This window comes from Roseomonas alba (assembly GCF_019430885.1).
GTDB classification, from domain to species: Bacteria; Pseudomonadota; Alphaproteobacteria; order Acetobacterales; family Acetobacteraceae; genus Neoroseomonas; species Neoroseomonas alba.
In genome coordinates this window covers 550,180-573,842 of the sequence record NZ_JAHYBZ010000001.1, presented here as the reverse complement: position 1 = coordinate 573,842, position 23,663 = coordinate 550,180, and the positions used below count along the sequence as shown (strand labels likewise).

Here is a 23,663-nt window from a genome sequence, read left to right as displayed (position 1 = left end):
GGGCCAGAGGCGCAGCAGGGCCGGTGGCACCAGCAGGCGCGGCTCGGAAGCGGTCCCTTGATGGGTAGGTTCCCTGTGCAGCGCCTGCAACCTCGCCTCATCCTGCGCGCCTGGCGGCGGTCCTGCGGCGACCCAGCACCAGTCACGTCTCCGCACCGCCCCACAGCCTGTTGTTTTTGCGTGTTTCGTGACGAAAGGCTAGGTTGCCGCATTAGCGAATTCAGGGATGGCTGCCGAATGATCCTTGCCCGGCATCATGGCGAGCGCGGGATGACGAGGGCGCTGCTCGGCGGCGTGCTGCTGCTCGCCGGCTGTGGCCTGGACACCGCCGGTCCGACGACGGATGTCGTGGCCCCGGCCGCGATCTCGGACCCCGTCATCGCCTTTGCCGCGCATGGCGGCGGCGCCGGCGCCGAGGAGACGGTCACCCTTCCTTCCACCGGGCAGGTGGTGCGGCTGCGTCTGGTGCGGGCCTATCTGGCGGCGAGCGGCAGCGAGTGCCGCGAGGTGGAGGTCGGTGCCGGCGGGTCGGCGTACAGCCGGCTGGTGTGCAGCGCCGGCACCGGTTGGCGCGAGGCGCGGCCCCTGCTGCGCAGCGCGTCGCGCGGGCCGTGAGCGGAACGGCGCCCGGGACGCTGCTGATCGACTGCGGTCGGCAGCAGTTGCGCGTCATCGGTGCGCTGATCATCCGCGAGATGCATACGCGCTTCGGGCGGCATCGCCTGGGCTATGTCTGGCTGTTCTTCGAGCCGCTGCTGCTCGGCGGCATGATCGCGGTGATCCACGGCTCCAGTATCGGCGGCGAGAACCTGCGCGGCACCTTCGAGTTCTTCTCGATCGGCTACATCATGTTCTTCGCCTTCCGCGGCATGGTCAATCGCGCCTCGGGGACGATCGGCGCGAACCGCGGACTGCTCTATCATCGGCAGGTGACGCTGCCGGACCTGTTCTACGCACGCCACATCATCGAAGCCGTGGCCTGCACCGGCGTCCTGACCATCTTCACCGTCGCCGGCATCGCCCTCGGCAGCGATCCGCCGGATTCACCGGCCAAGATGATCAGCGCCCTTGGCCTGATGGTCCTTCTCGCCCAGGGCGTCGCCCTGACGGTCGGCGCCCTGACCAGCGAATGGGAAGCAATCGACCGTCTCATCCACGCCATGTCCTACCTGATGCTGCCCTTCAGCGGCCTGTTCTTCATGGTGGACTGGCTGCCGGACTGGATGCAGCAAATCGTGCTATGGATCCCCACGGTCCATATCTTCGAGCTGCTGCGGTCGGGCCAGTTCGGCGACCGCGTCACGCCGCACTACGACCTTACCTATGTGGCCGGCTGGATCCTGGTTCCGCACCTGCTGGGGCTCGCCGGCCTGCGCATCGTGCGCAACCGCATCGGGCTGGAGTAGGAGAAGCAATGGCGCTCGAGCTCATCGACGTCCACAAATCCTATCCGATGAACATCGGTCGCAAGTATGTGCTGCGCGGTGTCAATGCCAGCTTCCGCAAGGGGGAACGGGTAGGCGTGCTCGGCCGCAACGGCACCGGCAAGTCGACACTGGTGCGTATCCTGGGCGGCATCGAGGCGCCGACACGCGGAGCCATCCGGCGGACCATGTCGGTCTCCTGGCCGATCGGCATGGCAGCAGGCTTCCAGGGTGCCCTGTCGGGCGCGGACAATACGCGCTTCATCGCCCGCATCTACGACAGGCCGGTGCAGGCAACGGTCGACTATGTCGAGAGCTTCGCCGAGCTCGGCGAGTATCTCCACATGCCTGTCCACACCTATTCGGCCGGGATGCGTTCGCGCCTGGGCCTCGCGATTTCGCTCGCCGTCGAATTCGACTGCTTCCTGGTCGATGAGGCGCTGGCGGTGGGCGACACGAAATTCGGCCGTGCCTTCGGCGCGCGGTTGCAACATGCCGGGCTGATCATCGTCACACATTCGCCATCCCTTGTCCGCCAGCTCTGCACACGCGCCGCGGTACTGGATCAGGGAACCCTCACGTTCTACGAAGATCTCGATGAAGCTCTCGCCACCTACAACAGCCTTTGAGGCACCCGCCTTTCAGGCTCCCGTCGCGGAGGTCGAGACTCGCTGGAGCGAGGCGGCCGCCGTCCCTCCACGCAAGCCGCAGTCGCGGCTGTGGCGCCTCCTGCGCCACCCCTTCACCTGGTGGGTGCTGGCGCCGACGCTGATCGCGATCGTCTATTTCTACGGCATTGCGAGCCCGCAATACGTCAGCGAGGCACGCTTCGTCGTGCGGTCCCGCTCGGACGCGCCGCAGGTCTCGTTGGGCAGCATGCTGTCCGCCGCGGTGGGCGCCGCGCCCGGCGTCTCATCGGGCGACGCCTACAGCGTACGCGACTTCCTCACCTCGCATGATGCGGTGATGCGGACCGATGAGCGGCTCGACCTGCATCGGATCTGGGGACGCGAAGACGCGGACATCATCGCGCGGCTGTGGAACGACGATCCAGAGCGCCTGACCAAGTATTACAACAGCATGGTCAGCGTGACCTACGACAGCTCGACCGCCGTGATCACGCTCCGCGTCCGCAGTTTCTCGCCCGCGGACTCCAAGGCCATTGCCGAGACCTTGCTGACCCTGTCGGAGCAGTTGATCAACAGTCTCTCGGAACGGGCGCGCGAGGACGCGCTGCGCATCGCCCGCCATGAGGTGGAGATTGCCGAACGACGCGTGCTGACCAGCCGGGAAGCACTGACCAGCTTCCGCGAGCAGCAGCAGGAACTCGACAGTGCCGGTGCCGTCCAGGCCGCGGTGGCGACCATGGCTCAGCTCGAAGGCCAGCTCATCGCCGCCCAGGCCGAACTGCGCGAGCGTCAGGCCTTCATGCGGCCCGACAACACCGTCCTGCAGGTCACGCGCAACCGCATCCAGGCGCTGGAGCGCCAGATCGAGGCGGAGCGGATCCGCCGGACCCAGGGCGATGGCGCCCTGTCCCAACAGCTTGCCGGCTTCGAACGCCTGATGCTGGAGCGCGACTTCGCCGACCGGCAGCTCGCCTCCGCCACGGCAAGCCTCGAGACGGCGCGGATCGAGGCGCAGCGCCAGCAGCTCTACCTTGCGCGCGTCGTCGAACCGAACCTCGCCGTCTATCCCCTCTATCCGCGGAAACTCATCGGTGTGGGCAGTGTCTTCCTCGGGCTCTCCGTGGCCTTCGGTATCGGGTGGCTTCTCATTGCAGGGATGCGCGAGCATGCGGTCTGAACGGCGCGGTCTGGCCGCGCTGCTGCTTGCGGGGCTGATGATCCTGGGCGCCCCGCTGGGCGCGGCGGCAGCACAGAGCCTCGGGTCGCGCGGCGTCCCCGGACAGGGTGTCATACCCGGAGTGCCGGGGGCGTTGCCGGGCTTCCCGCTGCTGACGCAGTCACAGACGCCGGCGCAGCAGGCGGTCACGGCGCCCGCCGGCACGCCGGCGGTGCAACCGCCCCCGGTTTTCGACCAGCGCAGCCTGGCCGACATCCCGGGCCAGCAGCGCGGGACCGAACGCATCGGCAGCCCCACCCAGGCCGAGGGCGGGCCTTCCCTCGTGGCGCCGCTCGGCGACCAGGCCCGCATCTCGGGGCCGGCGACGGCGGTGTTCGGGGCATCGCTCTTCACCGGCGGGCAGCAATCCTCCTCGGATGCGCCGAACCCGAACTACATCCTCGCCCCGGGTGACCGGGTGTCGGTCCGCGCCTGGGGCGCGGTCGATTCCGAGCTGGTGGGCCAGATCGACCCGGCCGGCAACCTGTTCCTGCCCAATATCGGTCCGGTGCAGGTCGCCGGCGTGCGCGTGGGCGACCTGCAGAGCGTGATCGAGGGCGAGGTCCGCAAGGTCTACACCTCCCAGGTGCAGGTCTATGCGACGGTGCTGTCCACCCAGCGCATCGGCGTCTTCGTGACCGGCTTCGTGCGCTCGCCAGGCCGCTATGCCGGCACCGCATCGGACAGCATCCTCGACTTCCTGGTGCGCGCCGGCGGCATCGACCCCGGCCGCGGCTCCTTCCGCGAGATCGCCCTGAACCGCGGCGGACGGACCGTCACGAACATCGATCTCTATCGCTTCCTGCTGCAGGGCAATCTGCCGACCATCCGGATGCAGGAAGGCGACACCATCGTGGTCGGCCGCCAGCGTGCCATGGTCGGTGCCGACGGCGCCGTGCGGAACAACTACCTCTTCGAGAGCGCCGGCCGGACCGCGCTGACGGGCCGGGAGATCGTCGAACTCGCGCGCCCCCTGCCCGCGGCGACCAACGCCGTGCTGCGCGGCGTGCGCAACGCCCAGCCCTTCTCGCGCTACCTGACCATCGCGGAACTGGCCCAGCTCACCCTGCAGGACCAGGACACCGTCACCTTCGTGGCCGACGTCGCCGCACGGACCATCCGGGTGACCGTCGAGGGCAGCCGGCTCTATCCCTCGGTCCTCGTTGCCGATCGCGACACGACCTTCTGCCAGATCCTCGACCACATCGCGGTCGAACGCGGCCTCGCGAACACCGAGGGCGTGTTCATCCTGCGCCCCTCCCTCGCCGTGCAGCAGAAGCGCACCATCGACGAGGCGCTGGACCGGCTCGAGCGCCAGCTCTTCACCGCCCCCGCGCCCACCACCTCGGTCGCCGAGGCCCGCAGCGCGGAAGCCAGCCTGATCACGCAATACATCTCCCGCGCCCGGCGCGTGCAGCCCGAGGGCCGCATCGTCGCCATGTCGGCGGCCGGGACCTGCATGCCGCTGCGGCTCGAGAACGGGGACATCATCGTCATCCCCGAACTGTCCAGCACCGTGCTGGTGCAGGGGGAAGTCACCTTCCCGCAGGCCGTGATCTGGCGCCCCGGCATGACGATGGGCGACTTCCTCGAAGCCGCCGGCGGGCTGACCCCGCGCGGATCGCGCTCGACGCTGATGATCCGCCGCCCCTCGGGCCAGGCGATCCTCAACCCGTCGCAGGAGCCGCGGCCGGGGGATGAGCTGGTCGCCCTGCCCTATCTCGATCCCAAGGTCTGGCTGTTCGGCCGCGACCTGATCACGGCGCTGTTCCAGGTGGCCCTCGCCGCGCGCGTCTTCATCAACAACTAGCGCGGGATGCGTATCGCCCTTCTCGCCGATATCCACGGCAACCTCGAGGCCTTCCGGGCTTGCCTTGAGCACGCCCGGGCGCGGGGGGCGGAACGGCTGGTGCTGCTGGGCGACCTGGTGGGTTACGGCGCCGATCCCGGCGCCGTGCTCGACATCGCCATGGAAGAGGTCGGGCGCGGCGCCATCGCCCTGCTCGGCAATCATGACGAGGCAGCGATCGCGACCGGCGGCTCGGGCATGAACGACATGGCGGCCGCGGCCATCGCCTGGACCCGCGCCCGGCTGACACAGGCCCAACGGGACTTCATCGCCGACCTGCCGCTGACCGCCGAGGAGGAAGGCCGCCTCTACGTCCATGCCGAGGCCTCCGCGCCGGCCCGCTGGCGCTATGTGACCGATGCGGATGCCGCGCGGCGCAGCATGGAAGCGGTGCATGCCCATGCGACCTTCTGCGGCCATGTCCACAAGCCCGGCCTCTACAGCCTGGGCGACACCGGCAAGCTGGTCGGCTTTCGCCCGGTCGCCGGCGCACCGGTGCCCCTCGCGCGCGGGCGGCACTGGCTCGCCGTGCTGGGTGCGGTCGGCCAGCCGCGGGACGGCGACCCGTCCGCCTGCTACATGATGCTGGACACCGGGGCGCAGCTTCAGGCGTCATGGATGCGCGTGCCCTACGACGTCACCACCGCCGCTGCCAAGATCCGGGCCGCCGGCCTCCCGGTCGGACTCGCCGAACGGCTGTTCGTCGGGCGCTGACCGCCAAGGACGGAAGGAGCACCGCGTGCCGCTGCCGGACCCAGCAAGAGGCGAGGTTCCCGCGCAGGACGAGGACCGGAACGGGACAGGGCGCGACACGCATTGGAGAGGGGCCCTGCCGCTCTCCAAGCCTCACCCCGCCAAAGGCGGAAAGGCCTCTGGTGGGGTGGTTTGGAGCGGCAAGGCCCCTCCAATTCCGCAGCGGAAGCAGGAAGACCCATCGGCCTTTGCCGGAATAGGTTCCGACGACCCCTCCCCGCCCCATCGCCGGGCCCCGCTCCCGGCCACGAATGCACCATGCCCCACCGCCGCGTAATCGACGGCTTCACCGTCTGCGAGACGCTGCATGAAGGCGGCATGGCGGTCCTCTACCGGGTCGAACGCAACCCCGACGACCCGCCCATGCTCATGAAAGTCCCCCGCCTGCGGGAGGGCGAGGACCCCGCCGCCATCGTCTCCTTCGAGATGGAGCAGATGATCATGCCGCGGCTGTCGGGCCCGCATGTGCCGCGCCTGATCGCCCAGGGCGGCTTCGAGGCCCAGCCCTACATCGTCATGGAGCGCATCGAGGGCCAGGCCCTCAGCAGCCGCCTGCGCGACCTGCCCCTGCCGCCGGAGGAGGTGGCCTCGATCGGCGCCGCCATCGCCGATGCGCTCGATGCGCTGCACCACCAGCATGTCGTCCATCTCGACGTGAAGCCCGCCAACATCCTGTTCCGCGAGACGGGCGAGGCGGTGATGATCGACTTCGGCCTCGCCCATCACGAACAGCTTCCCGACCTGATGGCCGAGGAGTTCCGCCTCCCCTACGGCACCACCCCCTACATGGCGCCGGGCCAGGCGCTGGGCGTGCGCAACGACCCGCGCAGCGACCTGTTTGCCCTGGGCGTGGTGCTCTACCAGCTCGCCACCGCCGACCTGCCCTTCGGCGAGCCGCAGCACCTCAAGGGCGTCAAGGCGCGGCTGTGGCGCGACCCGGTCCCGCCCCGCCGCAGGCGCAGCAGCATCCCCCCCTGGCTGCAGGAGATCATCCTGCGCTGCCTGGAGGTCTCCCCCACCAAGCGCCACCCGACCGCCGCGCAGCTCGCCTTCGACCTGCGGCACCCGGAGCAGGTGGAACTGACCGAGCGTGCGGAGAAGCGCAGCCGCGACGGATACCTGACCGTGCTGCGCCGGCGCCTCCGTCCCGAGACCTTCGAGCAGCGCGCCTTCACCACGGCCCGCCAGGTGCGCTCGGCGCCGATCATCGCCGTCGCGATCGATATCTCCGCCGTCGATGAGGGTTTGGCTGCAGCGTTGCGCGACCAGGCGCTGCGGATGCTCGGTAATCGGCCCGGGGCGCGGATCGCCTGCCTCAACGTGCTGAAGACGGCGCTGCTGTCCATCGACACCACGCTCGACGAGCAGGGGCGCAACCGGCACGTCCAGCGCCTGGTCGAACTGCAGCATTGGGCCAGGCCGCTCGGGCTCGGCGAGTCGCGGCTGACCTTCCATGTGCTGGAATCCGCCGATGTCGCCGACGCCATCCTGGACTATGCGCGGGCCAACCGGGTCGACCATGTGGTGCTCGGCGCACGAGCGGAATCGCTGTCGCGCCGGCTGCTCGGCAGCGTCTCGGGCAAGGTGGCCGCGGAAGCGCCCTGCAGCGTGACGGTCGTGCGGCAGCGCCACACGGGGTAGGCCGGATCAGGCGAGGCGCGCCGGCCGCGGCCAGGGCAGGACGGCATGCCCATGGCGCCGCAGCGCCGCCAGCCTTTCGCTACGCGCCATGTCCTCGGCGATGCCGACGGAGAAGGCGGTCAGGTCATGCGCCGCGGCAAAGCGGGCGGCAGCGGCATCCAGCCTTGCCGCCTCGGCCGACCCGGGGCCGGCCAGCATGCGTGCGGCATGGGTGATGACCAGGGCCGCCTGCGCGGGCGACAGGCCGTGCCAGCTGATGCCGAAGGCGATCGCGCCGCGTTCCAGCACCAACGCGCGGGCGGCGACATCGGCCGGTGCGGGTCTGAGGCCCTCCGGCATCGAGGATGTCACGATCGCGCGCAGCAAGCGGCGCATCCTGGCCCTGAAAAACACTGGCACCTGGTTCCACGAGAAGCAAAACGGGGGGCGGACCCATACCGACTCCGTGTCGCAATCCCGAACGAAAGCGCTGCATTATGGTGTTCGCGATCATGCATGCTGTACCGTCGCGTGATCGCGTTCGGGGGATGTCATGACATCGCTGCGCGGGATGGACCTCAACCTGCTGCTGGTCTTCGAGGCGCTGTATGATACGCGCTCGGTCTCCCGCGCCGGGGAACGGCTCGGCCTGAGCCAGTCCGCAACCAGCCACGCCCTGGGCCGATTGCGCGAGGCCTGCCGCGACGAACTGTTCCTGCGCGCGCCCACCGGCATGACACCGACCCCGGTCGCCAACCGGATCTTCCCGGAAATCCATACAGCGCTCGATTCCCTGCGCCACTCGATCGAGGAAGCCCGTGGCTTCGACGCCATCAGCAGCACCCGCCGCTTCGAGATCGCCATCCCCCATCCGCTCGGCCCCGAATACGCGCTGCGCATCCGCGATGCGGCGGCGGCGGCCGCGCCGGGGGTCAGGCTGCGCTTCGACACGCGGACCCTGGCCGACGACGCCCCGCTGCTGATGCGCGAGGGCCAGATCGACCTGGCCATCGACTGGATCGCCGCCGAGGATGATCGCTTCGTCAACCGGCGCCTGTTCGACGACAGCCTGGTGATCGCCGCCCGCAAGGGCCATCCCCGCGCCAAGGCGCGAATGGGTTGGTCGGAGCTGGCGCAGGAGGAATTCGTCCGCTGCCACCGCCGCGCCTTCGAACGCCGCCCCAAGGCGCTCAGCGGCAAGCTGTGGGACCTGATGTCCGAAAGCCGGCTGACCGTCAGCGAATACCTGGAAGTGCCCTTCGTCGTCTCGCGCACCGACTATCTCGGCGTGCTGCCAAAATCCATGGCCTGCATCGCCGCCCGGGACTTCCGCATGATCGTCGTTGAAGTCCCGGGCCCGTCCATCCGCATCCCGATCTGGCTGGTCTGGCACGAAGGGCGGCGCCGCGACGCCGGCCACGCCTGGCTGCGCGGGCTCGTGCACCGGGTGATGCAGACGGCGGCGGTGGAGGCGGGGCTGCTGGCAGAGGCGTCGTCGCCAAAGTGAGGGGGCGACGGGAGAGGGATGGCGCCCCTCTCCGATCAACCGCGCCGGGACAGGGGCTACCGGCCCTTCCCGTTCACCCGGCCGTCGCCAGCCCGTGCTGTTCGCGCACCGGCAGGAAGCGGATCATCGGGAATTCCTCTTCCGCCCGCTTCCGGCGCCAGTCGGAGGTGAAGAAGGCGACCTGCTCGTCGTCATGGTCCTGCGCCATGTCCATGCGGTTCGCGGCCGAGAAGCGCTCGATCGCCTCGCGGTCCTCGCTCGCCATCCAGCGCATCGTGCTCCAGGGCGCCGCTTCGAAGGATGCCGGCACGCCATATTCGGCGCGCAGGCGGGACTGCAGCACGTCGAGCTGCAGCAGCCCGACCACGCCGACGATGGGCTGGGACCCGTCCAGCGGGCGGAACAGCTGCACCACGCCCTCATCCGCCAGTTCGTCCAGCGCCTTGCGCAGCTTCTTGGCCAGCATCGGATCGTCGAGGCGCACCCGGCGAAGGTGTTCCGGCGCGAAGGACGGTACGCCCTGGAAGTTGAGCAGATCGCCCTCGGTCAGCGTGTCGCCGATGCGGATGCCGCCATGGGTCGCGATGCCGACCACATCACCCGGCCAGGCTTCCTCGGCGACCTGGCGGTCCTTCGCGAAGAAGAAGAGCGGCGCATTGACCGGCACCAGCTTGCCGGTGCGGACCTGGCGCAGGCGCATGCCCTTCTCCAGCCGGCCCGAGCAGATGCGCAGGAAAGCAACGCGGTCGCGGTGCTGCGGGTCCATGTTCGCCTGGATCTTGAAGACGAAGCCGGACAGCTTCGGTTCCTCCGGCCGCACCGTGCGGACATCGGCCGGGCGCGGCCGCGGCGGCGGGGCAAAGCGGGCGAGCCCTTCCAGCAGATGCGCCACGCCGAAATCGCGCAGCGCCGAGCCGAAATAGACCGGCGTCAGCGACCCTTCGAGGAACTTGCCGAGGTCGAACTCGGCGCAGGCGCCGGCCGCGAGCTCCGCCTGTTCGCGCAGCGTCGCCGCGCGATCGCCGGGCACGCGGGCCTCGATGGTCGGGTCGTCCAGGCCCGTCAGCGGGATGACCTCGTCGGAATCCACCATGCGCAGGGATGGGTGCAGGATGTCGTAGACCCCGCGCAGATCCTGCCCCTGCCCCACCGGCCAGGCGACCGGGGTCGCCTCCAGCGCCAGCGTCTTCTCGATCTCGTCGAGCAGGTCAAAGGGGTCGCGCCCCTCGCGGTCCATCTTGTTGACGAAGGTGATGATCGGGATGTCGCGCATCCGGCAGACCTCGAACAGCTTGCGGGTCTGGCTCTCGATGCCCTTGGCGGCGTCGAGCACCATCACCGCTGCGTCCACGGCCGTCAGCGTGCGGTAGGTGTCTTCCGAGAAATCCTCGTGGCCCGGCGTGTCGAGCAAGTTGAAGACCGTGCCGTCCTTCTCGAAGGTCATGACCGAGGTCGCGACCGAGATGCCGCGCTCCTGCTCGATCTTCATCCAGTCCGATCGCGTACGGCGTGCGTTGCCCTTGGCGCGCACCTGCCCGGCGAGCTGGATCGCGCCACCCTTGAGCAGCAGCTTTTCGGTCAGCGTGGTCTTGCCCGCGTCGGGGTGGGCGATGATGGCGAAGGACCGGCGCCGCGCGGCTTCGGCGGCCACGCGGGAGTCCGCGGGTAGGGGCATGTCCATGGTGGGCGGAAACTAGCCGGGATCGTGTCCGGGGGGAATCACGCTGCGCGGCCGTGCCGCCATGCCGGAGGCGCGGCGGTCCGGACCCGGCCCGTCGTCCGACTTCTCCGCCCCGGTCTTCGGGGGCGGCGTCTTCATTTCCGCCACACGTCGAAGAAATATGGCGTCGCACAACCAAAGGTACCCAGGCCTGGTTGTGGGCCCAAAATGTTGGGTGTGGCAGGGTTGCAACGATCACCAATAGGTTGCGTTAATGGATTGCAAGGGCTTCTTGTGGCGTGGTCACATCCGCGCGTCATTGCACAAGGGAACGCCCCATGTCCGAGTTCGGGTTCCGGGGGACTCAGAACCTCCCGCTCGATACCCAGATCGGTCTGACGGCGGAAGGGCGATGGGCCATGGCCCTCGGGATCATGGCGCTGCTGATCGGCCTGGGGGCTGCCGCCGGCGGGGTCTATATCGGCTTCGCCTCCGCGGTCCAGCTCATTGCCCTGCCGGCCGGGCTGCCGGCGGCGGAACCGGAAACGGTAGCGATCCTTCTCGTCGCCTGCGGCGCCATCACCATGCTGCTCGGCGCCATCAGCATCTACAAGGCGAACGAAGTCTGACGCCTTCCTAACTGTCGCTTGCGCTGCCGCCGGGCTGCGCGACATTGGGGTCATGGCTGACGGCTCCGCCCCCCTGTCGATGTCGCTGCACCGGCATATCGCCGAAATCCCCGCACCCGAATGGGATGCCTGCGCCGGGGGCGACAATCCCTTCGTCAGCCACGCCTTCCTCTCGGCACTGGAAGACAGCGGCAGCGCCATCCCCGATCGCGGCTGGCTGCCCCAGCACGTCGCGTTGCGCGACGAGGCGGGCACGCTGCTCGCCTGCGCCCCCTGCTATGCGAAGTCCCATTCCCAGGGCGAATACGTCTTCGACCATTCCTGGGCCGATGCGCTGGAACGCGCCGGCGGGCGCTACTACCCGAAGCTCCAGGTCTGCGTGCCCTTCTCCCCCGTCCCGGGACCCCGGCTGCTGATCCGCCCCGACAGCGCCGTGCCGGCCGGCGCGCTGGGGCAGGCGCTGACCCAGGCCTGCCAGGCGCTCGGCACCTCCTCGGTCCACGTCACCTTCTGCACCGGCCCGGAGTGGGAGGCGCTGGGCGAGGCCGGCTGGCTGCAACGCCTCGGCACCCAGTTCCACTGGGCCAATCCGGGCTATGGCTGCTTCGACGACTTCCTCGGCGCGCTCGCCTCGCGCAAGCGCAAGGTGCTGAAGCGGGAACGGCGCGATGTCGCGGAAAGCGGCCTCACCCTGCGCTGCCTGCGCGGGGCCGAGATCACCACGCGCCACTGGGATGCCTTCCACCGCTTCTACCGCAGCACCACGGACAAGAAGTGGGGCCGCAGCGCCTACCTCACCCGGCGCTTCTGGCCGATGCTGGGCGAGCGGTTGGGCGATGCCGTGGTGCTGATGATCGCCGAGCGCGGCGGCGAACCCGTCGCCGGCGCGCTGAACCTGCTCGGCCGCGACGCGCTCTATGGCCGCAACTGGGGCGCGACGGTCGACGTCCCCTTCCTGCATTTCGAGCTCTGCTACTACATGGCCATGGACTTCGCGATCGCCCATGGCGTGCCGCGCGTGGAAGCCGGCGCCCAGGGCGAGCACAAGATCCAGCGCGGCTACCTGCCCGTGCCGACCTACTCCGCGCATTGGATCGCGCATCGCGGCCTGTCCGGCGCGGTGTCCGACTTCCTCGACCGCGAACGCCCGGCGATGTTGCGGGAAATGGAGATGCTCGCGACGCTCTCCCCCTTCCGCAAGGAGTCCGAGTCGTGATCCGCATCGCCATCGAGGACCCGGACCAGCCCGAGATCCGCGCCATGCTCGCCGCCGGAGAGGCGAACAGCGCGTCGCTCTATCCGGCCGAGAGCAACCATCACCTGCCGCTCGACGCCCTGCGCGCGCCGGACGTGCTGTTCCATGTCGCGCGGGATGCGGAGGGTATCGCCCTCGGCACCGGCGCCGTCGTGCTGAAGGGCGACTGGGCCGAGGTGAAGCGCATGTGGACCACCCCCGCCGCCCGCGGCCGCCGCGTCGCCGCACAGGTGCTGGCGGCGCTGGAAGCCGCCGCGCAGGCGCGGGACGTCCAGGTGCTGCGGCTCGAGACCGGCGTGAACAGCCACGCGGCGCTCGCGCTCTATGCCCGCGCCGGCTTCAGCGCCATCGACCCCTTCGAGGGCTATGCCCCCGATCCGCTCAGCGTCTTCCTGGAGAAGCGGATCGGCTGAGAGGCATGCGCCTCGCCTTTTTCCAACTGGCGCTGTCCATGGTGCTGGTGGGGGCCAATGTCGCCGTGGCGAAGCTGCTCGCCGAGGCGCTGCCCATCGCCATGGTCGCCTTCCTGCGCTGCCTGCTGGCGACCGTCGTGCTGTGGCCGCTCGCGCGCTGGATGGACGGGGCGCAGCGCGTGCCGGGTCCGATCTTGCGCAACCTCGCCTTGCAGGCGGTGTTCGGCACGGCGCTCTACAATGCGGGGCTGCTCGCCGGACTGCGGCTGACGAGTGCGCTGGAAGGCGGGCTGGTGCTGGCGACGCTGCCCGCCGTGGTCGCCATCGGCGGCGCGCTGCTGCTGCGCGAACGCCTGCCGGGGCGGCAATGGGCCGCGGTCGCGCTGGCGGGGGGCGGCATGGCGGCGATCACCGTCGCGCGCGTCGCCGGCGGGTCGCACGGGTCGGTGCTGGGCAACCTGCTGGTCTTCTGCGGCGTGCTGGGGGAGGCGACTTACGTCCTGCTCGCCCGCCGCATCGCCGGGCGCGTGCCGGTGGTGACGGCCAGCCTGTGGATGCAGGTCTTCTCCGCGCTGGTGCTCGCTCCCTTCGCGCTGCCAGGGATTGGCGCGATCACCGCGCTGGCCGAACCCAGCCTCGCCGCGCTGCTCGCGTTCCACTCCCTGACGGCGAGCGTGATCTGCCTGCTGCTCTGGTATGCCGGGCTGAAGCGCGTGCCGGCCGGGATGGCGGGAATCTTCACGGTCTTCCTGCCCGGCACGGCGGCGCTGGTGGCCATCACGCTGCTGGGCGAGACCTTCACCGCCGTCCACGCGGCCGGCTTCGCGCTGATGATCACCAGCGTCGCCGTGGCGACCTGGCCAGTGAGGGCCACTGTGCGATGAGAGCCTGGTTCGGCTGCACCGGCGCCGAGATGCTGGCGCGCGATCCGGCCGAGATCGCCGCGCGCCTCGCCGCAGCACAACAGGCGCGCGGCTATCCCGGCACACCGGACCAGCAGACGGTGTGGGAGACGACGATCGCCGCCCTGCGCGACGCCCTGCGCCAGGCTGATGGCGGTGCATGGACGATCGCCCTGGAATACGACCTGCTGCGCCTGGAAAAGCGCATCGACGCCGTGGTGCTGACCGACCGCGCCATTCTGGTGCTGGAATTCAAGCAGCGCGACGCCTCGCCCGCGGCGCTCGCCGAGGCCGAGGATTATGCGCTCGACCTGCGCGACTTCCACAGCGGTAGCCGTGCCCATCCGATCCTGCCCGTGCTGGTGACCGGCGGCGTCGACGGCTTTCCCCTGCCGCGCCAACCGCCGCTGATCTGGCATGGCGCGCTGCCGCCGATACACTGCGGGCTGAACGGCCTCGCGGCGCTGTTCGCCTGGGTGCAGTCCCAGGCACCGGCCGCGCCGCTCGATGGCCAGGCCTGGCTCGATGCGCCCTACCGCCCTGTGCCCGGCATCGTCGAGGCCGCGACGATGCTCTTCGCGCGCCACGGCGTCGCCGAGATCGCGGCGGCGCGCGCCGACGCCGCCAATCTGCGCGAGACCACCGCCGCCATCACGCGGGCCATTGCCGCCGCGCAGAACGACCGCGCGAAATGCGTCGTCTTCGTCACCGGCATCCCCGGCGCCGGCAAGACGCTGTGCGGCCTCAACACCGTCTTCGGCGCGGAACGGCAGCACGGCGCCGCCTTCCTCACCGGCAATGCCCCGCTCGTCGCCGTGCTGCGCGAGGCCCTGGCGCGCGATGCCGCCGCGCGCCGTGGCGTCGCCCGCACCCAGGCGCTGCGCGAGGTGAAGGCCGCGCTGCAGAACGTGCATCGCTTCCTCGAGGACAATGCCCTCGACCCGACCCGCCTGCCGCCCGAACGCGTGATCGTCTTCGACGAGGCGCAACGTGCCTGGGACGAGGCGAAGGCCCGCCGCGGCACCCAGAACCGCCCCGGCCGCCTCACCCTGAGCGAACCGGCCCACGCCCTGGAGATCATGGGCCGCCATGAGGGCTGGTCCGTCATCGTCGCCCTGATCGGCAATGGGCAGGAGATCAACACGGGTGAAGCCGGCCTGCGCGAATGGGGCCGCGTCATCGCCGCCGATCCCCGCTGGCGCGCCGTCGCCGCACCCCGCGTGCTGTCGGCCGGGGATCCCCTGCAACGCCTGGCGGATGTGGAACCACCCTGGCTTGCCCTCGATCCCGCGCTCGATCTGACGGTCCCGCTGCGCGCGGTACGCGATTCGGCGGTCGCGGAGTGGGTGGAGGCGGTCCTCGCCGATGACGCGCCACGCGCCGCCGCCATCGCCGCGTCCGCGACGGATTTCCCGGTCTTCCTGACGCGCTCGGTGGACGCCACGCGGGACGCGCTGCGCCGCTTCGCCCGCGGCCATCGTCGCGCGGGACTGCTGCGGTCGTCAGGGGCGAAGCGGCTGCGTGGCGACGGCCTCGCCGCCGAGGTCCCGCCGGACGACGTGCCGGACTGGTTCCTCAACCACTTCCTGCATCCGGCCCCGGCGCGCCCGCGCGACATCCGCGCCTCCGACGCGCTGGAAGCCGCCGCGACGGAATATGCCTGCCAGGGGCTGGAACTCGATGTCGCGGGCCTCGCCTGGGGCGGAGACCTGGTCCGGGCCGCCGAGCACTGGACCGCCCGTCGCTTCGTCGGAACGCGCTGGCAGCCGGACAGGGCGGAGGCGCATTACGTCCTCAACACCTATCGCGTCCTGCTGACTCGGGCGCGTTACGAGACGGTGCTCTGGGTTCCGCGGGGATCGCCGGCGCACGACCCCTTCCACGATGCCAGCCGCGATGCCGCGCTCTACGACACCGTCGCGGCATTCCTTGCCGCCTGCGGCGCGCGGCCGCTCGACCCCGCCCTCCCCGCCCCCACGCGCGCCGAACCCGCGACACTGCTATGACCCTCGCCATGCGCCTGCTGACGATCCTCCTCTGCGCCCTCCTCGCCCTTCCCGTCCGGGCCGCCGAGCTGAAGCTCGCCGCATGGAACCTCGAATGGCTGACCACCAAGGCGGCGGGGCATCCGGATCTGCCTTCCTCCCGGCCCGCGCGCTCGTCCGAGGATTTCGCCCGCCTGCGCGCCTATGCCGATCGCCTCGCCGCCGATGTGATCGCGATCCAGGAAGTCGACGGCCCGCTCGCCGCCGCCCGCGTCTTCGACTCCACGCGCTATGACTTCCACTTCCCCGCCGAGACCGACATCCAGCGCGCCGGCTTCGCCTGGCGACGCGGGCTGGCCGTGACGCGCAACCCGGATGTGATGGCGCTCGACCTCGCCCCCACGGCGCGGCGGTCCCTGCGGCGCGGCGCCGACATCACGGTGCGCGACGGCGATGGTCCGCCGATCCGCCTGCTCTCGCTGCATCTCGACGGCGGCTGCGCCCGCGATTCCGTCCTGCAGCCCGATTCCCGCGACTGCCAGAATCTCGGCCGCCAGGCCACGATCCTGCGCGACTGGATCGCCGCCCGCCGGCAGGAAGGCATCGCCTTCGCCATCCTCGGCGACTTCAACCGCCGCATGGCGCGCGACGACGAGTTCCTCGGCATCCTGACCGAGGCCGCGCCGCTCACCCGCGTCACCGAGGGCCTGTCCAACCCCTGCCAGTCGCGCGATTCCCGCACGCGCCCCTTCATCGACCACATCCTGCTCGGCGGGCCGGCACGCGACTGGCTGGTGCGGGACAGCTTCCGCGTCCTCGTCTATGCCGAACGTGATCCGGCGATCCTCGCGCGCCTGTCGGACCACTGCCCGATCAGCGTCCGGCTCGACCCGCGCTGATGGACCGCACGCCCGGCTTCAGCCGCATCACCCTGCCGCTGGCGGCCATCAACTTCCTCAACCAGGGGAACCGCGCGCTGGTCGCGACGATCGGCCCGCTCCTCGCGATCGAGTTCGGGCTGTCAGCGGCGGAGCTCGGCCTGCTCGCCGCCTGCTTCTTCGGCGCCTATGCGCTGGCGCAACTGCCGATCGGTGTCGCGCTCGACCTGCACGGCCCGCGCAAGGTGCAGAGCGTGCTGGCCCTGGTCGCCGCGACCGGCTTCGTGCTGTGCGCCGTCGCCCCCGGCGTGGGCATGCTGGCGATCGGCCGCATCGTCGCCGGCGTCGGCGTCGCCGCCGGGCTGATGGCGATGCTGAAAGCGAACACGCAATGGTATCCGAAGGCGCGCGTCGCCGCGGTGACCGGCGCCGGGCTGTTCCTCGCCGGCATGGGTGGCATGGCCGCGACGCTGCCGGTGCAGGCCGCGCTGCCGCTGCTGGGCTGGCGCGGGATCTTCGTGCTGCTCGCGCTGCTTGCCGTTGCCGTCTCGGTCTGGATCCGGCTGGCCGTGCCGGACCGCCCGATGGGCGCGGTGGTGCCACGGCGGCGCAGCCTGCTGGGCGAGATCGCCGAGTTCGGCCGCATCTTCCGCGACCGCGGCTTCCTGCGCTTCCTGCCGGCGATCATGGTGCTCTCGGCGCAGAACTTCACCTTCCAGGGGCTCTGGGCCGGGCCGTGGCTGCGCGACGTGGCGGGGCTGTCGGACGGGCCGCGCGCGACGGTCTTGCTGATCTATGCGACCGGCCTCGTCACCGGCAGCCTGGTGACCGGGCAGGCGGCCTCCTTCGCCCAGACGCGCGGCTTCTCGCCGATGTTCGTGCCCTATCTCGGCATGGCCGGCGTGCTCGCCATCCAGATCGCGCTCATCATGGTGCCGGAGGGCTTCTGGCCGGTCGCCACGGTGTGGTTCCTCTTCTCCTTCTTCGCCTCGGTCGGCGTGTCGGGCTATGCCGCGATCGGCCAGGGCTTCCCGCCCGAATTGCAGGGCCGCGTCGCCACCGCGATCAACTTCTCCATGCTGTCGCTGGTCTTCGTCCTGCAAACGGGCATCGGCGTGATCCTCGACTTCTGGCCGCGCAACCCGGATGGCGGCTGGGATCCGACCGGCTATGCCGTGGCGTTCTCCGTGACGTTTCTGTTGCAGGTCCTCGCCGCCCTGTGGATCGTGGTGGCGCCGAGGCCGCGGGCTGCGCACTGACGCAGCACCTCGCGGCAACGGGCTTCGTCCGATCGCGCGATGCGGTCACGTCACAGGGAGGGCCGCCATGATCAACAAGCGCGTCGCGAAGGTCCTGGACCGTTTCCGCATCACATCCGGCAAGGGCTTCCGGCTGAAGGACCACGATCCGGGCGACACCGGCGGGCTCGACCTGCAGAAGGACCACGCCGCGGACCTGCTGCAGCAGGGCATCGAGCGGCTCGCCGAATTGCAGGACATGCTCTACGCGCAGGATCGCTGGTCGATGCTGTGCATCTTCCAGGCGATGGATGCGGCGGGGAAGGACGGCGTGATCAAGCACGTCTTCTCCGGCATCAATCCGCAGGGCTGCCAGGTGCATTCCTTCAAGCAGCCGACGCCGGTCGACCTCGACCACGATTTCCTGTGGCGCCATTCGGTGGCGCTGCCGGAACGCGGCCGCATCGGCATCCACAACCGGTCCTGGTACGAGGAAGTGCTGGTGGTGCGCGTGCATCCCGACCTCCTGACCAAGGAGAAGCTGCCGCCGCGCCTGGTGGGCAAGACGATCTGGGAGGAACGGCTGGAGGACATCGCGGCCTATGAACGCTACCTCGCCCGGCAGGGCACGGTGGTACTGAAGTTCTTCCTGCATGTCGGCAAGGGCGAGCAGAAGCGCCGCTTCCTGTCGCGCATCGAGGAGCCGGAGAAGAACTGGAAGTTCTCGGCGGCCGACGTGGCCGAGCGCGGGCACTGGGATGCCTACATGAGCGCCTATGAGGAGGCGATCCGCGGCACGGCGGCCAAGCATGCGCCCTGGTACGTGGTGCCGGCCGACAACAAGTGGTTCACGCGGCTGCTGGTGGAGGCCGCGATCGTCGAGGCGCTGGAAGGGCTGGACCTGCACTACCCGAAGGTGACGAAGGCAGAGAAGGCAGCGTTGGAGGTGGCGCGGAAGGCGCTGGTCTAGCGCCTTTTCCGATCGAACGGCACCGGCCGCACCCCCACCCGGCCACCCATCCAGGATACTGTCGTTGGGTGGCCGGGTGGGGATGCGGGCCGGTGCCGATCCCGCGCGAGCGAAAAACGCCCTAGCGCCTTCAGCAGTTCAGGTAGCGGAAGGCGGCGCCATAGGCGCGCGGCAGATCACGGGTATGCCGCCCGACAAGCCCGCCCCAGTCCGCATCCGGCACGCCGTCGAAGATGCAGGCCTCGAAGGGTTCGAAGGCGGCCTCGCTGTCCCAGAAGAGGCGCCGGCGCTCATCGAGGTCCGCCCATCGGACAACCTGCCGCCGCGGCGGATTCCCGATGGTCCAGGCGCCCCGCGTGATCCCCGACGCTTCCGCCAGCATCAGCGTCGGCGGCGGGCTGCGCCATTCCGGCCGGCACAGCCACCATTTGCGGGCCGCGTCCCACAGCGCCTCGCCCATCATGTCTTCGGACCAGGTCCGGTTGATGTTCACGAGTATCGCCGCACGGTCGGTCCGCAGCGGCTCGGCCGCATGGTCGATGAGGATCGAATCGAGCGTCCGGATGCCGCATTCCGTCCCGGCGCCACGGACGAGATTCGTCAGTCGCACCTTCCATCGCAGAAGCACGTCGATGACGGTCGCCTCGATATCCGCTGCCGCACTGCGTCCGCCGAGCCTGCTCCGCAGGATATGGACCTTCGGCTCCAGCCCGGCGCCATGGATCGCCCTGATGCGGTCGAGCTTCGCACCGGTCTCGTCGGTCGTCAGCGCGGCGTGCGAATGGGCAAGGACGCGGTCGCCGACGCCGCGGCCGACATAGAACAGTATTCCGTCGCGCGGATCCTCCAACGCATAGACGTACTTGCCCAGCGCTTCCCGGACCTCGGCCGGCAGCGCCGACGGCAGCATCGCACTCAGCCTTCGTCCGCCCGGTCCAGCACGTGCAGCGCATAGGTGAAGGCCGCGCCCGCATTCAGCGCGATCGCCACCCCCGCCGTCTCCGCGATCTCCTCCTTCGTCGCGCCGGCGACCATGGCCTTGCGCACATGCGCGTCCATGCAGCCCTCGCATCTCGTGGTGATCGCCACGGCGATCGCGATCAGCTCCCGCATCTTCGCATCCAGATGCGTGGTCTTCGCCGCGCCGTTGTTCAGCGCCACGAAGCCCTTCACGATTTCCGGGTGCAGTTGGCCGAGTTCCTTGCCGCGCCCGCGCAGCGCCTCGGAATAGGCTTTCCAATCCTTGATCGCGCTCATTCTGGCATTCCCCTCGCGGCGCGGGATGGCGCCGTCAGGGCGGCAGGATATCCGCGAGCGTGGCGCGCCGCACCCCTGCCGCCGCCATCGCCTTCCACGCCGCGGCCAGGCTGCCGTCGAGGTCGATGGCCCGGCAGGCATCCTCGATCACCGTCGCCTCGAAGCCGAAGCGCCGCGCGTCGAGCGCCGTCCAGGCCACACAGAAATCCGTCGCCAGCCCGCAGATGTGCACATGCTTAATGCCGCGCGACGTCAGCCAGCCATCGAGCCCCGTGCGCGTGACGCGATCCGCCTCCAGAAACGCCGAATAGGAATCCACATCCCGATGCCCACCCTTGCGGAGGATGAGCTGCGCATGCGGCACGTCGAGATCCGGATGCAGCGCCGCACCATCCCCGCCGGCGACGCAGTGGTCGGGCCAGAGAACCTGATCGCCGTAATGCATCGCCTTGGTCTGGAAGGGCGCATGCCCGTCATGCTGGGACGCAAAGGACGCATGATCCGCCGGGTGCCAGTCCTGCGTCAGCACGACGTCGCGGTAGTGCGGCGCAAGGGCGTTGATCAGCGGGACGACCTCATGCCCGCCAGGGACCGCGAGCGCACCGCCGGGGCAGAAATCCTGTTGGACGTCGACGACCAGGAGGGCGACCGTGGTCATTGGAGGGGCTCCAGCCCATGGGTGCGGAGATCCCGGCGATGGCGCATCGGGGAAGGGCTCTGCCCTCCCCCGAACCCCCACCCGCCAAAGGCCACAAGGCCTTTGGAAACCGATACCTGGCGCTGGGCACCACGGTCAGACATGGGCCGAAACCCACCGTCGCGCACCAAAGGCGCTCGGTGGATGTCGCATGCCCGAAGTGCCCGGCGCCAACAGATTGCGTTCCAAGTGCTCCAAGCACTTGGCGGGGTGAGGTTTGGAGAGGGGCGGCGCCCCTCTCCAATCCCGCGCTGCGTCTCATCCATGCGCAAACGGGTCTCCGCCGCTCCAGTTCTCACCAGCGGAACCATCGGAACGGCCTTCGGCGAAGACAGGTCCGGAGAGCGGCGGCGCCCCTCTCCGACACTCCCTACTCCACCTGCTCCGGCTCCCGCTCCGCATCCCCTTCGCCTTCTTCCGGCTTGGGCAATGCGGCAGGTGCCGCTTCGACGACCTCGAAGGTCAGTGCCCCGTCCTTGAGCCCCACCTTCACCGCGCCGCCCTTTACCAGCTTGCCGAACAGCAGTTCCTCGGCGAGCGGCTTCTTCACATGCTCCTGGATCACGCGGGCCAGCGGCCGCGCACCGTAGAGCGGGTCGTAGCCCCGCTCCGCCAGCCATTCCTTGGCGGCGGACGACAGTTCGATCGTCACGTTGCGGTCGGCGAGCTGCGCCTCGAGCTGCATGACGAACTTCTCGACCACGCGCCCGACGATCTCCGGCGTCAGGCCAGAAAACGGCACGGTGGCGTCGAGCCGGTTGCGGAACTCCGGGGTGAAGAGCCGCTTGATCGCCTCTTCGTCCTCGCCCACGCGCGTCTCGCGTTCGAAGCCGATGGTGGGCTTGGCCATGTCGGACGCACCGGCATTGGTCGTCATGATCAGGATGACGTTGCGGAAGTCGACGGTCTTTCCGTTGTGGTCCGTCAGCTTCCCGTGGTCCATCACCTGCAGCAGGATGTTGTAGAGATCCTGATGCGCCTTCTCGATCTCGTCGAGCAGCAGCACGGCATGCGGATGCTGGTCGATGGAATCCGTCAGCAGCCCGCCCTGGTCGAAGCCGACATAGCCCGGCGGCGCGCCGATCAGCCGGCTGACACTGTGCCGCTCCATGTATTCCGACATGTCGAAGCGGATCAGCTCGATGCCGAGAGTCTTGGCGAGCTGCTTCGCCACCTCGGTCTTGCCGACGCCGGTCGGGCCTGAGAACAGGTAGTTGCCGATCGGCTTCTCCGGATCGCGCAGCCCGGCGCGCGCCAGCTTGATCGCGGCGGACAACGCGTCGATCGCCTTGTCCTGGCCGAACACCATCGCCTTTAGGTCGCGCTCAAGATTCTTGAGCTGCTCCCGGTCGTCGGTCGAGACCGACTTCGGCGGGATGCGTGCGATCTTCGCGACGATGTCCTCCACGTCCTTCAGCGTCACCGTCTTGCGGCGCTTGCCCTCGGGCAACAGCATCCGCGACGCGCCGACCTCGTCGATCACGTCGATCGCCTTGTCCGGCAACTTGCGGTCGTGGATGTACTTGGCCGAGAGCTCCACCGCGGCGCGGATCGCCTCCGGCGTGTAGCGGACCTTGTGATGCTTCTCGTAGTTGGTCTTGAGGCCCTGCAGGATCTTCACCGCATCCTCGACCGTCGGCTCGTTGACGTCGATCTTCTGGAAGCGGCGGACCAGCGCCCGGTCCTTCTCGAAGTAGTTGCGGTATTCCTTGTAGGTGGTCGACCCGATGCAGCGCAGCGTGCCCTGGGCGAGCGCCGGCTTCAGCAGGTTCGACGCATCCATCGCCCCGCCGCTCGTCGCGCCCGCGCCGATGACGGTATGGATCTCGTCGATGAACAGGATGGAACCGGCCTGGTTCTCCAGCTCCTGCACCACGGCCTTGAGCCGTTCCTCGAAATCGCCGCGATACCGCGTGCCGGCCAGCAGCGACCCCATGTCGAGCGCATAGATGGTCGACTTCAGCAGCACCTCGGGGACGTCACCCTCGACGATGCGCTTCGCCAGGCCTTCCGCGATCGCGGTCTTGCCCACGCCCGGATCACCCACATAGAGCGGGTTGTTCTTGGTGCGCCGGCACAGGATCTGGATGGTGCGCTCGATTTCCGGATCGCGCCCGATCAGCGGGTCGATCTTGCCCTGCTGCGCCTTCTTGTTGAGGTTGACGCAGTAGTTGGACAGCGCGTCCTGACCGCGGCCGGCGCGCGGCTTCTCCTCCTTCTCCTGGTTCTCCTCATTGTTGGAACCGGCGGAGGCGGTGGGCGAACCCTGCACCGGGCGCGGCTGCGACCGGCCGGGCGCCTTGGCGATGCCGTGGCTGATGAAGTTGACGGCGTCGAGCCGCGTCATGTCCTGCAGTTGCAGGAAGTAGACCGCATGCGACTCACGCTCGCTGAACAGGGCGACCAGCACATTCGCGCCGGTCACCTCGTCGCGCCCGGACGACTGCACGTGGATGGCCGCGCGCTGCACCACGCGCTGGAACCCCGCGGTCGGCTTGGGATCGCCGCCGCGCTCGGTCACCAGCCCGGCGAGGTCCTTGTCGAGGAACTCGGTCAGGTCGCGTTTCAGCCGGTCGAGGTCGACGCCGCAGGCGCGCAGCACGGTGGCCGCATCCTGGTCGTCGCCCAAGGCCAGCAGCAGATGTTCGAGTGTCGCGTATTCGTGGCGCCGTTCACTGGCCAGGGCCAATGCCCGGTGGAGCGTCTGCTCGAGGTTGCGGGACAGCATATCAGTGACGCTCCCCTGTCGATGGTGCACCGGTCCCCTCGGACCGGGATCGC

The 23,663-nt window shown here is 69.5% G+C and carries 22 protein-coding genes; 16 read left to right on the top strand and 6 right to left on the bottom strand.

Translation table 11 applies throughout. The annotated features are described in order from the left end of the window. The first annotated feature begins 237 nt into the window (after positions 1 to 237). From KPL78_RS02660 to KPL78_RS02630, 7 genes are all read left to right on the top strand, one after another. Positions 238 to 615 (top strand): RT0821/Lpp0805 family surface protein, encoded by a 378-nt coding sequence (locus KPL78_RS02660; RefSeq protein ID WP_219761215.1) that lies wholly within the window; start codon positions 238 to 240, stop codon positions 613 to 615. Then, complete coding sequence (locus KPL78_RS02655; protein ID WP_219761213.1) at positions 612 to 1,406, top strand: ABC transporter permease; 795 nt, start codon at positions 612 to 614, stop codon at positions 1,404 to 1,406. The genes KPL78_RS02660 and KPL78_RS02655 overlap by 4 nt, the downstream gene beginning before the upstream one ends. 8 nt (positions 1,407 to 1,414) lie before the next feature. Continuing rightward, the gene (locus tag KPL78_RS02650) at positions 1,415 to 2,053 is read left to right on the top strand and encodes an ABC transporter ATP-binding protein (protein ID WP_219761211.1); all 639 of its coding nucleotides are present in this window, start codon (positions 1,415 to 1,417) and stop codon (positions 2,051 to 2,053) included. Next, entirely contained in the window at positions 2,022 to 3,230 is a 1,209-nt protein-coding gene (locus KPL78_RS02645; RefSeq protein WP_219761209.1) for a KpsE/RkpR family capsule polysaccharide export protein, read from the top strand. Before KPL78_RS02650 ends, KPL78_RS02645 begins: the two co-directional genes overlap by 32 nt. Beyond that, the gene (locus KPL78_RS02640; RefSeq protein ID WP_255568520.1) at positions 3,220 to 5,079 is read left to right on the top strand and encodes a polysaccharide biosynthesis/export family protein; all 1,860 of its coding nucleotides are present in this window, start codon (positions 3,220 to 3,222) and stop codon (positions 5,077 to 5,079) included. Before KPL78_RS02645 ends, KPL78_RS02640 begins: the two co-directional genes overlap by 11 nt. A gap of 6 nt (positions 5,080 to 5,085) precedes the next feature. Next, the gene (locus KPL78_RS02635; RefSeq protein WP_219761208.1) at positions 5,086 to 5,832 is read left to right on the top strand and encodes a metallophosphoesterase family protein; all 747 of its coding nucleotides are present in this window, start codon (positions 5,086 to 5,088) and stop codon (positions 5,830 to 5,832) included. A 297-nt stretch (positions 5,833 to 6,129) separates the two neighbouring features. Continuing rightward, the gene (locus KPL78_RS02630; RefSeq protein WP_219761206.1) at positions 6,130 to 7,512 is read left to right on the top strand and encodes a serine/threonine protein kinase; all 1,383 of its coding nucleotides are present in this window, start codon (positions 6,130 to 6,132) and stop codon (positions 7,510 to 7,512) included. A gap of 6 nt (positions 7,513 to 7,518) precedes the next feature. Here the strand turns inward: KPL78_RS02630 and KPL78_RS02625 are convergent, their stop codons facing one another. After that, a complete protein-coding gene (locus tag KPL78_RS02625) occupies positions 7,519 to 7,878 on the bottom strand; it encodes a hypothetical protein (RefSeq protein WP_219761204.1) in 360 nt (119 codons plus the stop codon). A gap of 166 nt (positions 7,879 to 8,044) precedes the next feature. Between KPL78_RS02625 and KPL78_RS02620 the strand changes: the two genes are divergently transcribed. Next, a complete protein-coding gene (locus KPL78_RS02620) occupies positions 8,045 to 8,998 on the top strand; it encodes a LysR substrate-binding domain-containing protein (RefSeq protein ID WP_219761203.1) in 954 nt (317 codons plus the stop codon). A gap of 73 nt (positions 8,999 to 9,071) precedes the next feature. Here the strand turns inward: KPL78_RS02620 and KPL78_RS02615 are convergent, their stop codons facing one another. Beyond that, positions 9,072 to 10,673: a peptide chain release factor 3 gene (locus KPL78_RS02615; protein WP_255568604.1), complete on the bottom strand. Its 1,602-nt coding sequence runs from the start codon at positions 10,671 to 10,673 to the stop codon at positions 9,072 to 9,074. Between the two features lie 323 nt (positions 10,674 to 10,996). Between KPL78_RS02615 and KPL78_RS02610 the strand changes: the two genes are divergently transcribed. The 8 genes from KPL78_RS02610 (at position 10,997) to KPL78_RS02575 (ending at position 18,928) form a co-directional block, all read left to right on the top strand. Beyond that, the gene (locus KPL78_RS02610) at positions 10,997 to 11,287 is read left to right on the top strand and encodes a hypothetical protein (RefSeq protein WP_219761199.1); all 291 of its coding nucleotides are present in this window, start codon (positions 10,997 to 10,999) and stop codon (positions 11,285 to 11,287) included. A 52-nt stretch (positions 11,288 to 11,339) separates the two neighbouring features. Next, positions 11,340 to 12,503, top strand: a complete 1,164-nt coding sequence (locus KPL78_RS02605) for a GNAT family N-acetyltransferase (RefSeq protein WP_219761198.1) — start codon at positions 11,340 to 11,342, stop codon at positions 12,501 to 12,503. Beyond that, a complete protein-coding gene (locus tag KPL78_RS02600) occupies positions 12,500 to 12,955 on the top strand; it encodes a GNAT family N-acetyltransferase (protein ID WP_219761196.1) in 456 nt (151 codons plus the stop codon). The genes KPL78_RS02605 and KPL78_RS02600 overlap by 4 nt, the downstream gene beginning before the upstream one ends. A gap of 5 nt (positions 12,956 to 12,960) precedes the next feature. Continuing rightward, entirely contained in the window at positions 12,961 to 13,839 is an 879-nt protein-coding gene (locus KPL78_RS02595; protein WP_255568519.1) for a DMT family transporter, read from the top strand. Then, positions 13,836 to 15,863 (top strand): DNA/RNA helicase domain-containing protein, encoded by a 2,028-nt coding sequence (locus tag KPL78_RS02590; protein WP_219761193.1) that lies wholly within the window; start codon positions 13,836 to 13,838, stop codon positions 15,861 to 15,863. Before KPL78_RS02595 ends, KPL78_RS02590 begins: the two co-directional genes overlap by 4 nt. A gap of 8 nt (positions 15,864 to 15,871) precedes the next feature. Continuing rightward, positions 15,872 to 16,741, top strand: coding sequence for an endonuclease/exonuclease/phosphatase family protein (locus KPL78_RS02585; RefSeq protein WP_219761190.1), 870 nt, complete (start codon positions 15,872 to 15,874; stop codon positions 16,739 to 16,741). Continuing rightward, positions 16,741 to 17,979, top strand: a complete 1,239-nt coding sequence (locus KPL78_RS02580) for an MFS transporter (RefSeq protein ID WP_219761188.1) — start codon at positions 16,741 to 16,743, stop codon at positions 17,977 to 17,979. Before KPL78_RS02585 ends, KPL78_RS02580 begins: the two co-directional genes overlap by 1 nt. A 67-nt stretch (positions 17,980 to 18,046) precedes the next feature. Continuing rightward, positions 18,047 to 18,928 carry a polyphosphate kinase 2 family protein gene (locus KPL78_RS02575; RefSeq protein WP_219761187.1) on the top strand — a complete coding sequence of 294 codons (882 nt, stop codon included), beginning with the start codon at positions 18,047 to 18,049 and terminating at the stop codon, positions 18,926 to 18,928. Positions 18,929 to 19,058: 130 nt separating this feature from the next. Here KPL78_RS02575 and KPL78_RS02570 read toward each other — a convergent pair whose 3' ends face one another. The 4 genes from KPL78_RS02570 to clpA all read right to left on the bottom strand — a co-directional run bounded on the left by KPL78_RS02570 (position 19,059) and on the right by clpA (position 23,610). Further along, positions 19,059 to 19,838 (bottom strand): hypothetical protein, encoded by a 780-nt coding sequence (locus KPL78_RS02570; protein ID WP_219761185.1) that lies wholly within the window; start codon positions 19,836 to 19,838, stop codon positions 19,059 to 19,061. Positions 19,839 to 19,843: 5 nt separating this feature from the next. Next, positions 19,844 to 20,185, bottom strand: coding sequence for a carboxymuconolactone decarboxylase family protein (locus tag KPL78_RS02565; RefSeq protein WP_219761182.1), 342 nt, complete (start codon positions 20,183 to 20,185; stop codon positions 19,844 to 19,846). Between the two features lie 34 nt (positions 20,186 to 20,219). Next, positions 20,220 to 20,843: a bifunctional nicotinamidase/pyrazinamidase gene (gene pncA, locus KPL78_RS02560; protein ID WP_219761179.1), complete on the bottom strand. Its 624-nt coding sequence runs from the start codon at positions 20,841 to 20,843 to the stop codon at positions 20,220 to 20,222. 409 nt (positions 20,844 to 21,252) lie between these two features. Then, positions 21,253 to 23,610, bottom strand: a complete 2,358-nt coding sequence (clpA, locus tag KPL78_RS02555) for an ATP-dependent Clp protease ATP-binding subunit ClpA (RefSeq protein ID WP_219761177.1) — start codon at positions 23,608 to 23,610, stop codon at positions 21,253 to 21,255. Positions 23,611 to 23,663: the final 53 nt, after the last annotated feature.